The organism is Costertonia aggregata (assembly GCF_013402795.1).
In the GTDB taxonomy this organism is placed as follows: Bacteria; Bacteroidota; Bacteroidia; order Flavobacteriales; family Flavobacteriaceae; genus Costertonia; species Costertonia aggregata.
The window spans coordinates 1,464,436-1,479,104 of the sequence record NZ_CP058595.1 but is presented as its reverse complement, the minus strand read 5'-3'; the positions used below and the strand labels follow the sequence as shown (position 1 = coordinate 1,479,104).

At 38.1% G+C, this 14,669-nt stretch carries 10 protein-coding genes; 8 read left to right on the top strand and 2 right to left on the bottom strand.

The window, feature by feature from the left end; genetic code table 11:
• Positions 1-62: 62 nt before the first annotated feature.
• Both fsa and HYG79_RS06840 read right to left on the bottom strand, forming a co-directional pair.
• On the bottom strand, positions 63-719 hold the full coding sequence (fsa, locus tag HYG79_RS06845) for a fructose-6-phosphate aldolase (protein WP_179241368.1): 657 nt from the start codon (positions 717-719) through the stop codon (positions 63-65).
• Positions 720-738: 19 nt separating this feature from the next.
• On the bottom strand, positions 739-2,769 hold the full coding sequence (locus HYG79_RS06840) for a transketolase family protein (RefSeq protein WP_179241367.1): 2,031 nt from the start codon (positions 2,767-2,769) through the stop codon (positions 739-741).
• Between the two features lie 186 nt (positions 2,770-2,955).
• Between HYG79_RS06840 and HYG79_RS06835 the strand changes: the two genes are divergently transcribed.
• The 8 genes from HYG79_RS06835 (at position 2,956) to HYG79_RS06800 (ending at position 14,411) form a co-directional block, all read left to right on the top strand.
• The gene (locus tag HYG79_RS06835) at positions 2,956-4,470 is read left to right on the top strand and encodes a PcfJ domain-containing protein (RefSeq protein WP_179241366.1); all 1,515 of its coding nucleotides are present in this window, start codon (positions 2,956-2,958) and stop codon (positions 4,468-4,470) included.
• A gap of 78 nt (positions 4,471-4,548) precedes the next feature.
• Positions 4,549-5,382, top strand: a complete 834-nt coding sequence (locus HYG79_RS06830) for a M48 family metallopeptidase (protein WP_179241365.1) — start codon at positions 4,549-4,551, stop codon at positions 5,380-5,382.
• A 5-nt stretch (positions 5,383-5,387) separates the two neighbouring features.
• Complete coding sequence (locus HYG79_RS06825) at positions 5,388-7,703, top strand: FHA domain-containing protein (RefSeq protein ID WP_179241364.1); 2,316 nt, start codon at positions 5,388-5,390, stop codon at positions 7,701-7,703.
• A 10-nt stretch (positions 7,704-7,713) separates the two neighbouring features.
• On the top strand, positions 7,714-8,568 hold the full coding sequence (locus HYG79_RS06820) for a hypothetical protein (RefSeq protein WP_179241363.1): 855 nt from the start codon (positions 7,714-7,716) through the stop codon (positions 8,566-8,568).
• 23 nt (positions 8,569-8,591) lie between these two features.
• Positions 8,592-9,143: an RNA polymerase sigma factor gene (locus HYG79_RS06815; protein ID WP_179241362.1), complete on the top strand. Its 552-nt coding sequence runs from the start codon at positions 8,592-8,594 to the stop codon at positions 9,141-9,143.
• A gap of 3 nt (positions 9,144-9,146) precedes the next feature.
• Positions 9,147-10,361, top strand: a complete 1,215-nt coding sequence (locus HYG79_RS06810; protein ID WP_179241361.1) for a hypothetical protein — start codon at positions 9,147-9,149, stop codon at positions 10,359-10,361.
• Positions 10,362-11,471, top strand: a complete 1,110-nt coding sequence (locus HYG79_RS06805) for a WG repeat-containing protein (RefSeq protein WP_179241360.1) — start codon at positions 10,362-10,364, stop codon at positions 11,469-11,471.
• A 123-nt stretch (positions 11,472-11,594) separates the two neighbouring features.
• Positions 11,595-14,411 (top strand): serine/threonine-protein kinase, encoded by a 2,817-nt coding sequence (locus HYG79_RS06800; RefSeq protein ID WP_179241359.1) that lies wholly within the window; start codon positions 11,595-11,597, stop codon positions 14,409-14,411.
• Positions 14,412-14,669 lie beyond the last annotated feature (258 nt).

Genomic DNA, 14,669 nt, shown 5'->3' with positions numbered 1-14,669 from the left:
GCTAATTTTGAACTGAGTAATATACTTCAAAAAGTCTTTTCATTTTTAAGATTTACATGAAATCAATCGTTTCCGTTCTTGTAATCTTCTAGAAATTTTGCCAAACCCGAATCGGTCAATGGGTGCTTTAGAAGTCCTTTTATAGCTGATAGAGGTCCTGTCATGACATCCGAACCAAGTTTAGCACAATCGATGACATGCATGACGTGGCGTACCGAAGCTGCCAGAATTTCCGTTTCAAATCCGTAATTATCATAGATTAGTCTAATTTCTGAAATAAGCCCTAGACCATTGGTTGAGATATCGTCAAGACGGCCAATAAATGGTGAAACATAGGTTGCACCCGCTTTGGCGGCAAGCAGTGCCTGACCGGCAGAGAAAACCAAGGTGACATTCGTCTTCACTCCTTTGTCGGAAAAATATTTACAAGCTTTTACACCATCGGCAATCATGGGTAGTTTTACTACGATTTGCGGATGTAACGCAGCCAGTTTTTCACCCTCTTCTATTATCCCTTTGTAATCCGTAGCAATAACCTCGGCACTAATATGGCCGGGAACTACATTACAGATTTTCTTATAATGCGCTAAAATGTTCGCGGTTCCGGTAATTCCTTCTTTAGCCATTAGTGACGGATTGGTGGTTACTCCGTCTAAAACACCCATATCCTGAGCTTCCTGTATATCTGCTAAATTTGCTGTATCTATGAAAAATTTCATTCGTTGTTTTTTTAATTGTTTATTTTAGAAAATCTACGATTTGATTGAACACTTGCTCACTAGTGAATCCAAATTTTTCGTCCAGTACTTGTGCCGGAGCCGAGTATCCAAAATGTTCCAAGCCAAATACTTTCCCATTTGGCCCAGCCAAACCTTCTAGGTTTACTGGTAGCCCAGCTGTTAGTCCAAAAATTGGTTTGTCTTTTGGAATTATAGTTTGTTGGTAAGCTGCCGACTGCTTTCTAAACAGTCCTTCAGAGGGAATAGAAGCGACGTTTACTTTTAATCCTCTCTTGCTTTCTAATAACGAAGCCGCTTCAATCAACGTGGCAACTTCAGAACCATTTGCAATTAAAACGACATCTGGATTAGCAACTTCTTGCACTAAATAGCCACCTTTTTCTGCATGTAATGCCTCTTGATATCTATTACCTGACTGTGCAGGAATATCTTTTATTCCTTGTCTTGAAAAAATGAGTCCTGTAGGTGTTTTTGAATTTTCCATCGCCATTTTCCAAGCAACATTGGTCTCTTGGGAATCTGCCGGACGCAAAGCCACAAAACTCTGTTCATTGTTGTGGTTCCTTAATTTTTCCAATAGACGAATCTGGGCCTCCTGTTCTACAGGTTGATGCGTAGGACCATCCTCCCCGACCCGAAAAGCATCATGTGTCCAAACAAACTTTACGGGAAGTTCTTGAATACAGCTCAAGCGTATCGCAGGTTTCATGTAATCCGAGAACACAAAGAATGTGGCTACTACCGGAATGACCCCCCCGTGCAACGCAATACCATTGGCGATGGTCGCCATGGTCAGTTCAGCTACGCCCGCTTGAAGAAAAGCACCTGAAAAATTAGCCTTTTTAAGTACAGTGGTTTTATTCAAAAATCCATCGGTTTTATCGCTGTTGGATAAATCTGCCGAGGATACAATCATATTCTCCACATTTTCGGCTAAATAGACTAAAACTTCGGAAGAGGCATCACGGGTAGCCAATCCTTCTTTATGGTCAATATCACTAAAGTCTAACGCGGTTAGTTTGCCCGAAAAGAAATCATCCAATTTTGTAGCCAAATCTACATTATTGTTTCTCCATGTCTGTATTTTTTCTTTCTTAGCTACTGCAGTTCGCTGTTTACGTTTGAGCATATCCTTATAAAAAATGGATACCTCGTCGTATATTTCAAAGGGCGAGGACATGTCTGCTCCAAGGTTCTGAATTGTTTTCACGTAATCGGCACCTGTATCCCCGATTGGTTTACCATGAAGTTCAGTGTACCCTTCATACTTTGTACCATCGGCGGATACACAGCCTTTGCCCATAATAGTTTGGCCAATAATCAAGGTAGGCTTATCGGTTTCTGCATTGGCATCGGTTAACGCCTTTCTGATTTGGTCGTGGTCGTGCCCGTCAATTGAAATTACTTTCCATCCCCAGGCTTCATATTTTTTAGCCGTATCCTCTGAGGTTACCTCGTCTGTTTTAGAAGACAATTGTACATCATTGGAGTCGTAGAACATGATAAAGTTGTTCAAACCCAAATGACCGGCTATCCTGCCTGCACCTTGGGAAATTTCTTCCTGAACACCACCGTCTGAAATGAAACCATATATTTTATGGTCCATCCAATTTCCGAAACGGGCTTGAAGAAATTTTGCGGCAATGGCGGCACCAACACCCATGGTATGTCCTTGCCCTAATGGGCCAGAAGTGTTTTCAATGCCTCTGGCTACATCCACCTCTGGATGGCCGGGAGTAACCGAACCCCACTGTCTAAAACTTTCTAAGTCTTTTTTTTGGTAATTACCGAGGAGATAGTACTGCGCATATAACAGCGAAGATAGGTGACCGGCATCCATAAAAAACCGATCTCGAAACGGCCAAGTCATATCGGCAGGGTCGTAGTTCAAAAACTCAGAATACAGAATGTGCATGTAATCCGCACCACCCATCGGTCCTCCAGGATGACCCGAATTTGCTTTTTCTACCATTGCTACGGCTAATGCTCTGATATTATCAGCGGCTAGTCGGTTTATTGTCTTACTCATCTAACTATCTTTTTGATTTTAAATGTCATTTCAAAACGATATAAAGATAACTCTTTTAAATTAAGTGTATTTTATACACTTAATTTAAAAGAGTTAATGAAAACCACTTTTCCTTAATGATGACCTTTGACAGATTTGGTTATATACTTCTGAACTATTTTTATGAAAAGATAAGATTAGACTCGTATGGGAAGAAAATTTTACAAAAAACCTCATAATTGGCGATGGCAAAAATTTTATAAGCTAAAGAACTCAAAAGTTTCATTGGATGATAGTCTTGGGGATTATCATAAAAACAAATATGGCCATGATTACGATTATTATTGGAACTTTTTAAGGGATCCATTGGCAGATATCAATCAATATATTTCCGGAGTGCATTGTTGCGAGGACTGCTATTACAGTTATATAGGCATGGCAACAGACGAAGATATTTGCGAGTACAATTATCAAAGGTTGTACGAAAAAATCATTAATGACGATAAGACTGTCCAAAATATTAATATTGGGGAAAAGTTGACACCACCGTATAAAATGGGTTTGCAAGAACTAAAAGGCTCTCCTATACCTGGAAATCACATCGAAGAAAGGTTAGAAAAGCATTTTAGAAATTTGAACAATTTAGGGCAAAATATGGATTTGAATGTAGAAAGGCTTCAGACCGCCATTGGGGATTTATCGAATATTGAGGTCATAAAAAATGCAGTTGGTCCCAAACACGGTGAGTTCGTGGCCAAATGGGCCTGTTTGCTTTCACCTTTTTGGTTAAGAAGTCCACAAACATGGATCAAAGATAGTGGAAAGCCTATCTTAGACCACTTGTTCACCTTATACGACGTGCCAGAAATGCTAAAGCAACAGTGGACTTTAAGTGAGGGGCACAGACGAAAATACATCCCCTTTAAATGGATATGTTGGTATATTATCATTGGCCAAGGCGGAAGCCTTAAAAAGGCATCGAAACTTTTCGGGTGGAAAGTTTCCGGTAAATTCCAACACTTCCTATTGCATGCGCCCAACACCATTTACCCTATGGAATCGTGCCTTTATGCAGAAATACATAGATTGGGAGGTAATCAATTAGATTTTATGCGCGTAATGTACGGCCGTATCTTGGTCATTGATCCCACCGAACACAGCTGTGATACTTCGTATAGTACTTTTTGGAAGAACACTGTTCTTTGGTTGATTAGAAATAGGGAAGCTATAAGTGATGAAGAAAGCAGTCTTATTATTGACTGGGCCGTGCACAGATATACTGAGAGTAAACGTAACCAAGACCAAGGTGATTTTGGCTGGAAAGGGCGAAGGGTCAACAATGTTCTTGAATCAAGTAGGGAATATGCCGCCCAATTGAGCATGCCTTCTTGGGTAGGATATGAATGGAAAGGCCAGGGATGGGATTGGTCTTTTACCGATGAAAAAAATGATGTTTGGGACTTTTTTGAATTGACGAACGGGAAACAGCTATTTGATGAAGGAACGTATATGAAGCACTGTGTGAGTTCGTATAGCGGCCGATGTGTTTCGGGGACATCAGCAATTTTTTCCTTGAAAAAAAATGGTGTTGGAGTGATTACCATTGAGGTAAACCCAAAATCCTGTACATTGGTACAATCTCTTGGGAAAAGCAATAGAAGACCAAATATTGAGGAAACAAAGCTCATAAAGTTATGGATAGAAAGAATAAACAGGCAATAACACATGGCCCAGGCCCACTTAAAAGATGACATTGTTTAAATTTGGTCATCTATGATAAACAAATAAGTTCATAAAAGAATGGAACGAATTTTAATAGCATCTTTTGTTTTGGCTTTCACAACCCTGTCGGCTAGGGCACAAGGGCTGCCCGAAGACACATTGCAAGAGGTATTTGGCGAATATCAATCCAAAATAAACAATGCGGTCGTTTTGAAAGATTGTGGCCATGCCCTTGATGGTCCGGCATACATCACAAAGCAATTGGAAAACAATTGGTTGGATTTTATGTTGTACGTTACCCCGGAAGCCCGCACAAAAGTAGGTCGCCAAACGTACAAGAAATATCTTTTGTCAGGTAAAATAGATAACAAGAACGGAGCCTACCCAAAAGCACAGGAAATTCTAAAAAACCTCGTAAAGTATGCCGATCGCAAAAATGTATCTTACCAACTTAATATTTTAGATTCAGAAGATATAAATGCTTTCGCTACATTGGGAGGGTATTTATATATAACAAAAGGATTGATCAATTTCGTGGATAGTTATGACGAGCTGGCTTTTATCATAGGCCATGAGATCGCCCACGAAGATAAATTGCATACCCAACGTAAGATAACGAAGCTTACGCTATCTACAAATCTTATGAATATGACAAAAATGCAAGGGTTTAATGAGATTGCCCAAAAAATAAATGGTACCCTATCTGCCCCCTTTGATCAAATTGATGAGTATGAATCCGATAGCTTCGGATTTGAAATGGCCAAAAAGGCAGGTTATGATGTGAACAGATTTGCAGACTTTTTTAAAAAATTGGAAAAGTACGAGAAACAAGATCTTTTAGAAAAATTGACCAGGACACATCCTTTTTCCGAGCATCGTAAAAACTGTATTGAGCGGTACATAAAGAACTGATTTTGATGAAAAAACAGGTCATAAGAATAGATGGAGAACCATTCGTTTTTGAGATTGGGGAAAAGATAACCATCGGCAGGATCGGTTATGGTGCCAACATTGAGATAAATGATCAAAAAGTATCTCGACAGCATGGTATTATTGAAGCTGTTGAGGAAAAAGTATTTATTCTAGATTTAGAAAGTTCAAACGGAATTTTCATAAACGGAGAGAGAGTGCCCTCAGGTAAACCCATTCAAATATCTGAAAAAGACATCATAAAAATAGGGTCCAGTGAGCTAAGGCTTCAATCAAAGAAAGCATCTTCTGAAAAAGGCACGATATCCAAATCATTTTCCGGTCATGGTGAAATATCCAAATTTAAGGAAACGATAAAACAGAAAAAAGAACTCCAAATAGGTAGATTACCTAACAACGATATAGTTTTCAATGATCCGACCGTTTCTAGGGCGCATGCCAGAATCAGCTATGAAAACAACATTTTTTGGATTGAAGACCTTGGCTCTGTTAACCATACTTATGTAAATGGGAACAAAATCAAAACCAAGACCAAATTACGTGATAGTGACGTGGTAACGATTTCGTTTTACGCCATTGGTCTTCGTGAAGGTGCAAAAGATCTTCGAGAAGAATCAAATGCGATAAACGCTGTTGCCATTCAAAAAATATACCCAAACCATAAAATAGGGCTTCAAAGTTTATCACTGGAGATTCCGCATTCCAGCTTTGTGGCACTTATGGGACCTTCAGGTTGCGGAAAGTCTACTTTGTTAAAATGTTTGAACGGGGATAACCCAGCTACGGCCGGTGAGGTTTTTATACATGGTTTGTCACTTCGGGAAAACTTTAACCTTATAAAAAAAAAGATTGGATATGTACCCCAAGACGACATCATCCATAAAGAGCTTACGGTTTATAAAACGCTGTTTTATGCGGCCAAGCTAAGACTGCCAGACGATACCTCCAACGAGGAAATAGATAACAGGATCAATAAGGTTATCGCCGATTTGAACCTAGATCAGGATAAAGAGAAAGGCATTAAATCGATTAAAGTTGGAAACTTATCTGGTGGGCAGCGCAAAAGAATATCCATTGCAGTTGAGTTACTAACGGAGCCGACAATTTTGTTCTTGGATGAGCCAACATCTCCCCTTGACCCCGAAACCATTGAAAGTTTTTTAACGAGTATTAAAAAATTAACCTCGAACAGGACTACCATTATTATGGTTACCCATAAACCGGAAGATTTAAATTATGTGGATCAGGTCATTTTTTTAGGGGTACAAGGGCATTTGGTATATAAAGGTCTTGCGAACGGGCTGGTTTCTTCTTTTGAGGTTGATACAATTGTTGAGGTCTACAGTGAAATGAGCCATATAGATAAGGTAAAGAATAAATATATAAAACCAAATGCTTTGGGGTATCAGAACCGCGCAGATGCCGAGATAAAAAGAGAGAAACCCGATTCTTTATGGCTCCAGTTATTTTGGTTGATCTCGAGATATTTGAATATTAAACTGAACGATAGGGAGAACTTGTTTCTTTTGTTGGCCCAACCATTGATTATTGGCGGTTTGGTATGTTTGGTTTTCAACCAGTTCAGGGTAGGTGTACTTTTTTTGATGACCATATCCGCAATATGGTTTGGGGTCAGTAATTCAGCAAAGGAGATTGTAGGGGAACTTTCCGTATATCGTAGGGAAAGAATGTTCAATTTGAACATTAACATATATATCTTATCCAAATGGGCCGTACTTTCTCTAATAGCCTTTGTGCAGTCCCTCCTTTTTGTAACCATCGTTTATTTAAATTTTAAATACAATACGTATACGGGTTTTGATGAGGTGTACCTTAGGTCTTTTTGGGGAAGCACAGCGTTAATGTTTTTTCTTTCTTTCTCTGGTTCCTTGATAGGATTATGGCTTTCATCTTCATTGAACACTACAGAGAAGGTAATGACGGTGGTTCCAATTATATTGATGCCACAGATTATGCTGGCCGGAGTCATGACAAAAATAAACACCACCTTGGTAGAGGTACTTAGCTTTTTTACTTTGGGGAGATGGGGAACGGAAGGGTTTTCCAGATTACAAGATGAAGCATCACCGGATTCAAAGGGCGTCATTTTTGGTCAAGTGCAAGAATTTTCGGCTTCGGCAATGGATGTATTGAATCTTTATGACAAAAACTTGACCAATGAGGGAACGTTGATTGGGGGTGTATTTAATGGGTTTGACCAAAACATTATCGCCATTTTAATTTTGAACAGTCTGTTCTACATGTTGATATATTATGCCTTAAAGAAAAAGGACAGTATCTAAAAATCATACTATGAAAAAGTTTGTTTGCATTCTTATTTTCTCCTTTTTGCTTGTTTCCTGTAGTCAAAAACCAGAGTTTGTCAGAGTTGATAACGTGGTTGTGGCCGGATTAAAGGATAGTTTGCTCATGGTGCATATGAATTATGTGGTCTACAATCCCAATGATGTAAAAAGTAAATTAAAGCAATCCGGTATGGATATTTTTTATAAAGAATCACTTGTGGGTCAAGGTATTTTGGACAAACAATTAAGCCTAGCGGCAAACGATACCGTTAAAGTGCCGGTGCGCTGCGAAATATCCTTAAAAAAACTGCACTTGTATTATCCTGAGCTTTTGGCCTCTGAAGCTTCTATTTTCAATATCAAAGGTGATGGTAAGGTAAGTTTTCTCTTAAATTCGTTCACCATAGATATGGATGATGAAATTCAACTCAATACCAAAGCCATTATCCATGGCGAAATAAGAAAGAATATTTCGAAGACCAATAATTTTAAAATCCGATCGGTCGCAGCTAGCAAGCTGCCTACCTTTAGTAAAACAGAATTGAACCTGCAGGTTTTGGCCAAAAATAATTTGCCTCTGGAGTATACCATTGAAAATATAAAGCTACAATTCTATATGGATAAGGGGAATGATGCTGTTGCCGAATGGACTCTAGCCGAACCTCTTGTTCAAAAGGCCCTAGAGACCGTGAACATTCCCATAAATGCCAGTTTGAACAATCTGGGGATTTTAAAAAATGCCAAACTTTCTTGGCTGACCCAAAAAAAAGTTAATTTTAATATCTTAGGGAACGCAGATATTAAAATCAATGGTTATCAATTTAATGTGCCCATAAAGGACACATTGAGCTTAACCATGTAAAAAACCCTTAATAAAGGGCCTTAATGACCGACCAAGAAATTATCCATCAACTTAAAAAAGGTAACGAAGCCTGTCTAAAACATTTATACCAACATTTGGGTATGATAAAGAGCCTGGTTTCAAAAAATAGTGGTAATGAAGATGATGCGCTGGATATTTTTCAAGAAGCCGTAATCGTATTCTACAAGAAAGTCATGTCCGGAGATTTTGAGCTAAGGGGCAAGATTAGTTCTTACCTGTACGAGGTGTCCAGAAGGTTATGGCTCAATCAGCTCAATAGGAGAAAGAGGCATGAAGTGCCCAGCGACATGTCTTTTTCTCCTAATCGGGCAGATGAGGATGGTGAAAGGCAAAACCCTATCGCATTACAAAAATATGTTGAAAACGCTTTGGAAAAACTGGGAGAGCCTTGCAAATCCCTTTTGGAATCGGCTATTTTTTTAGGTACGAAAATGGAGGAAATCGCCAAAAAATTCAATTATTCAGGTGCACGTTCCGCAAGCCAACAAAAATTAAGATGTCTAAAAAAATTAAGGGGCCATATTTCTTATGATGACATAATAGCTCTGGAATAACATATGCGGGAGAATCTGAAACATATAGAACTGATAGACAAATACCTTAACGGCACTTTAAACCCATCTGAAAAAGAAACGGTTGAAAAGTTATTGCTCAATGATACTGATTTCGCCAATGAAGTGGCGGTCTATAAAAAAGTATATGAAGGAATAGCACAGAAAGGCGAGGCGGACCTAAAGAAACGTTTGGAAGGTTATTTTGAAGAGTACAAGAAAGACCAAAAAAATATAATCGACAATGAACCTAGGGGAAAATACCGTAGATTGTTCATATATGCTTCGGCCGTTGCAGCCAGTTTGGTCATAGGGGCCGCAATTTTATTTTTCAACAATGTACAACCCACAACATCAAACCCTGACCCCAATATTGTAGATACTGATTCTACAACAATCCAAAAGTCTGATTCCATATTTGATTTGAATGAAGAAAAACTGGTAGAAGAGCAAAAAAAAGATAAACCGATAATTGATAAAGTGGGTAATGATACGCTGATTGACCGTAAAAAAGATGATGTACAATTACCGAACACCGTAGACGACGTTCAATTGGCACTTGGAGGTTTTGAGACACTTCCGTCTACATCAATTAGAAGGTATAGCTATTCCAAAACCCTATCTTACACTTTTAATGAAGGTACTTTTAAATTGTTCGGTGACCCGCTAATGGGAAGGTTGGACTTATTGTCTTTAAGAATTCAAAAAAACAAAGATTCCAACTACCTTTTAAGCCTTAAAAACAATTATTATGCTATAGAACGAACAGAGCGCAGAATGCGATTGAGAAAAGCCGATAAAGAACAAGGCAATAATGGCTTCGGTGCATTATTTGGCAAATCCCCAAAATTAGTGCCAACACAAGAAGAACTTCTTGTAACCATAGCGACTATTGAAAATGCATCGTATGTGCTATCGGAACTGATAGTAAGATTCAAACAAGGTTCAGCAAAGGATAAAACGTATTTTTTCAATAATACCGCGGAGAGTCTAGAGCTCATCATTAATGCTGACCTGAACAAAGAAAACACTAAGGTATATAGAATAGAGGAATCTGGACAACATCATTATTTTTTGGTTCAAAAAAATCAGATTTATGCGTTGGATGTAAAAGCAAAAGAACCAACACCTTTGGTCTTAGCGGATATCACGACGAACAAATTGGCGCGCCTTTTTATTGAGCGGGAGCCTATAAAAGCAGTGGTCTACAAAGTAAAATGAATGAAGGCATATAAGAACGATAAAATCCTCGCTCCGGTTTGCCTAGATAAAACATGGGGGTTCATCAATGAAAATGGGGATTTTGAAATACCGCTGCAATTTGATTATGCCCATGGTTTTTCTGAGGGCAGGGCAAAAGTGGTAATTGGGGAAAAGTGCGGTTTTATACATGAAACAGGGGAATTTGTAATTCCGCCAATCTATGACAAACGCAAATCCCATAATTTCTATGAAGATGGTTTTGTCAAAATGGTATTGGGGAAAAACTCATATATGATAGCTACTGACGGTACTAAGCTAGATGTTGATGAATATGACGAGATTGATGTTTTTTCAGAAGGAATGGCAGCTTTTAAAGTAAACGGCAGATGGGGCTACATAAATACTTTTGGCGAGCAGGTAGTAAAACCTATATATACCAAGACCTATGCTTTTTTAGAAGGTATGGCAGAAGTTGAACTAGAGGGAAAATGGGGATACATTGATAAAACAGGTAAAGAAATAATTTCTTTAATATATGACGATGCCTCGGAATTTTCAGAAGGTTTGGCGAGAGTTGAATTGAATAATAAATATGGTTTCATAAATAAGGAGGGCGAAGACATAATTCCATTTAAATATAAAAATGCCAACATATTCTCCGAAGGTTTGGCCGCGGTCGCAGAAAATGAAGCATGGGGCTTCGTAAATAAAAAAGGAGAACAGATAACACCTTATAAGTACAACAAAGAACTATTTTGGGATATAAATAACTCACCCCAAATATTTTCCGATGGTTTGGCTGCCGTACAATTTGAGCGCAAATATGGTTTTATAGATAGAAATGGCAATGAGGTTATCCCATTTAAATATTATTGGACCCATGGTTTTCGGGACAATCTGGCCTATGTTATAGATGCATATGGAGGCTTTATCAATAAAGCAGGAGATGTAGTAGTCCCGTTAAAGTATGAAGCGGCAAAAAGGTTTTCATACGAATTGGCCGCGGTAAAATTAGATGGTACATGGGGATATGTAAATACAAAAGGGGAAAATACGATTCCCATGCGGTTTCATCATGCAGGAATTTTTAGAAATTGTAATGCGCCCATCGAAAGGATAAAAGAGTAATAAACCTTAAAAAAGATGATATTTTTATTTTTTGGGTATATACGGGAAAATATATAGTAAATCGAAAAAATCAAAACGGTACTGGATTTAAAGGCAGATGTTTCCCAATTAAAATAACCACCAATGAAGCTAAACCAATACGAATGGAATCCTGAAAAGGATAAATTGGGCGAAGGTACTTTTGCCGAAGTATTCAAGGCAAAAGATGTATACTCCAATAGAGATGTAGCCTTAAAAATTTATAAAACTGCTGTAAAAGGTAGTACTACTGGTAGTACCGGAAAATCAAAATACAGTTTAGAACAAGAATTTCAGAATATACAAGCGGTCTCGCACACCAACATTATCACATATTATGGCCTAAACTATATCAAACATACCGATGCGATGGGCCGTGAAGGAAGCCATCCTGTAATTATCATGGAGTATGCCAACCAAGGCACCTTAACCGAGTTTCTAAGAACAAATCCCCAGCCATCAACGTTAAATAAGTTGGTAAGTGATATTATCAAAGGTGTTGGCCATCTACACGATGAAGGCATTATACATAGGGATTTAAAGCCCGGCAACATCTTGGTAAATAAAAATAAGCGAGGAACATATTCGGCTAAGATCACAGATTTTGGAATCAGTAAGGATACCCTTTCACCTGAAAATCTTACCAAACCACTCACTGAACTGATAGGCACTCCACATTACATGGCCCCAGAGCAGATATACCAAAAAAGGTTTGGATTGGATGGCAGCATAAGTTCAAGAACCGACCTTTGGGCCGTTGGGGTAATCATCTATAAAATATTTACCGGTAATCTTCCTTTTGCTAATGGTATACAGGATATTGAATTGGTACACGAAGCCATTACCGAAGGGGAAATAGACCTAACCAAGGTCCCAGCGCAATATCATAAACTGTTAAAAAAATGCTTCCAAAAAAATGCAGGGGACAGGGTCTCCAATGCTGGCCAAATGCTCGGATTGATTGGAGAAGATAACGAAGATTTGGACAGGACGGTAATCATACCAGACGAGGAGGGTACCGTTCATATTGGGAATTTTAACAGCAATGACGAAGGGGTAAAAGAAGAAATATCATCTTCCCCCACCAAAATCCAAAAAACAATATTGGCCATTTTTGGGGTGGTCAATATCTTATGGTTTGGGTATTATTGGTTTTTCGGAGAAAACACACATTATGTTTTTCTACTGTATCCGCTTACCATCATTCTTTTTTGTTTTTTTTATTTAAAACCTGGTAGGGGATTCATTGTGCCCAAATTGCTTGTAAGTGGCTTAATGATGTATTACAATATCATTTTCGTAATACACATGGGTAGGGCTTTTTTCGAGGGCAACCAAAAAACCACTTCTATTTTAAGTATAGGTTTTGTAGTACTATTTCAGGTTACGTTATCTGTTTGGCTTTTGCTGAAAGAGATGGGAAGCGTACGAAAAAATACAGTTACAATGGGCTTGACCGGTTTTCTTTTGAGCACCTCAGTTTTGGGCTATTTGATTTCTTACCTACTCAATATTTATGGCAATACCACAGGGATTTCTACCATTTTTTTGATAAGTGACAGCCTAACGGTTTTCACATTGCTCCCCAATATATTTTTTATAACTGCGCTATTGTTTTTCGTTTTTCAAAAACACGAAAAAAACCTTTGGGTTTTATTGGTTTTGTTTGTGAGCAGTGTAGGTATTGCATCAATATGGTGGCTTACGGTAGATTATGGCAACGGATATAAGATACCCTTGATCAGTTCATATATGCAGGAGCTGAAAATAGGATATTATTTATGGTTTATTTCATTGTTTTTAGGCTTTTCAGTACTGCTTTTTGATGCTTTTAAAACAACTCGACACAAAAAAACATATTGGCCTATAGTAGTAACCCTCATATTGGCTTTGGGAATTACGTTTTACTCAAAATGGGAGAATTCTAAAAACGCATATAACTTTAACAGAGGAGTTGAAAATATAGATTATGACCAATTCAAAAAAGCTTTTGATTTTGGAAAGCCCAGCAAAGTATCACCTTCTAAACTCAAGAACTTTGTAAAAAACATGCTTGTTAGGTATACTGACGAAAATGCGGACACTTTTAAACGCATGCTCAAGCTGTTTGTCAACAGCAATGGCTTGGTTACGTATATTGAAGATACGAATCTAGCAAGCGCCATTGAAAAAGAAGATGCCGCACTTTTGGAAATATTGTTGCACCCTACAGGCAGCACTAGATTGGAAAACGTAGACTTTGTACATGAAGACAAAAGCTTGTTGCAACAGGCCCGAGATCAGGAAAACGTGGAAATAGAGAAGCTTTTGGTCAGTGCCGGGGCCAAGCTTACGACACAAGAAAAAATAGTCGCAGACTTAAAAAAAATGAAAGCCGAAAGGGCCAAAGAGTTTAACTATCTCGAAAATTTTGCCTTTGGTTCAACAAAGTTTCCCGAATTTTCCAACACGAACTCAACTTGGTCCTACGAGTTTGGAAAATATAAGCTCAGTGTAAAAAATAAGGATGTTAGCCACAATAAAACTGCTTTTTTTAATTTAAATACAACCGAAACGTATACGGTTGGTGTTAAGGTTACCAGAGGCTCCAAGATAGGTACAGTTGGTTTGGTATTTGATTCGAACAATACCGATTATCATATTGCAGTTGTAGGGAACAATACATTGATACTCTATAAAAATTTAAAAGGTAAATGGAGTAAAATTAAACAAGTTTCAGTTTTAACGAACAATCAGACAAATAGTATAAAAGTTCTTAAAAACGGTAATTATGTTTCTTGTTATCTAAATGGTAAAATGGAAATTATAAATCAATTAATAAACCCTACAGGTGGCAACTATATGGGTATGATAAATTCCAACCCAAAAGGGAGTGTGACCACTTATTTTGACGATTTTAAGGTAACCGGAACAAAAAAATAAAGAATTATGGTCTTTACCAAAAAAACGAAGGATAACGAGCTTTATGTATACATGAACGGTACGTTGGATATACAAAAGGTGGTTGGCCACGGGACAATCTATGGTTTTTGATAAAATGGCCTATACCAAATACACTTTAAAGTCCATTAAAGAGGGTTGAAATTACGGTTTAACATAGAAACGCATTTTGAATTCCTAAAAACTTTCCAAGTATCAGTTCGAGCGTTTTGTTTCAAAAACAATCGTACCGTGAATTCA

Bases quoted from the DNA above. Each gene is read 5' to 3' on its own strand.
- fsa (WP_179241368.1), bottom strand. From the start codon at position 719: ATGAAATTTTTCATAGATACAGCAAATTTAGCAGATATACAGGAAGCT.
- HYG79_RS06840 (WP_179241367.1), bottom strand. From the start codon at position 2,769: ATGAGTAAGACAATAAACCGACTAGCCGCTGATAATATCAGAGCATTA.
- HYG79_RS06835 (WP_179241366.1), top strand. From the start codon at position 2,956: ATGGGAAGAAAATTTTACAAAAAACCTCATAATTGGCGATGGCAAAAA.
- HYG79_RS06830 (WP_179241365.1), top strand. From the start codon at position 4,549: ATGGAACGAATTTTAATAGCATCTTTTGTTTTGGCTTTCACAACCCTG.
- HYG79_RS06825 (WP_179241364.1), top strand. From the start codon at position 5,388: ATGAAAAAACAGGTCATAAGAATAGATGGAGAACCATTCGTTTTTGAG.
- HYG79_RS06820 (WP_179241363.1), top strand. From the start codon at position 7,714: ATGAAAAAGTTTGTTTGCATTCTTATTTTCTCCTTTTTGCTTGTTTCC.
- HYG79_RS06815 (WP_179241362.1), top strand. From the start codon at position 8,592: ATGACCGACCAAGAAATTATCCATCAACTTAAAAAAGGTAACGAAGCC.
- HYG79_RS06810 (WP_179241361.1), top strand. From the start codon at position 9,147: ATGCGGGAGAATCTGAAACATATAGAACTGATAGACAAATACCTTAAC.
- HYG79_RS06805 (WP_179241360.1), top strand. From the start codon at position 10,362: ATGAAGGCATATAAGAACGATAAAATCCTCGCTCCGGTTTGCCTAGAT.
- HYG79_RS06800 (WP_179241359.1), top strand. From the start codon at position 11,595: ATGAAGCTAAACCAATACGAATGGAATCCTGAAAAGGATAAATTGGGC.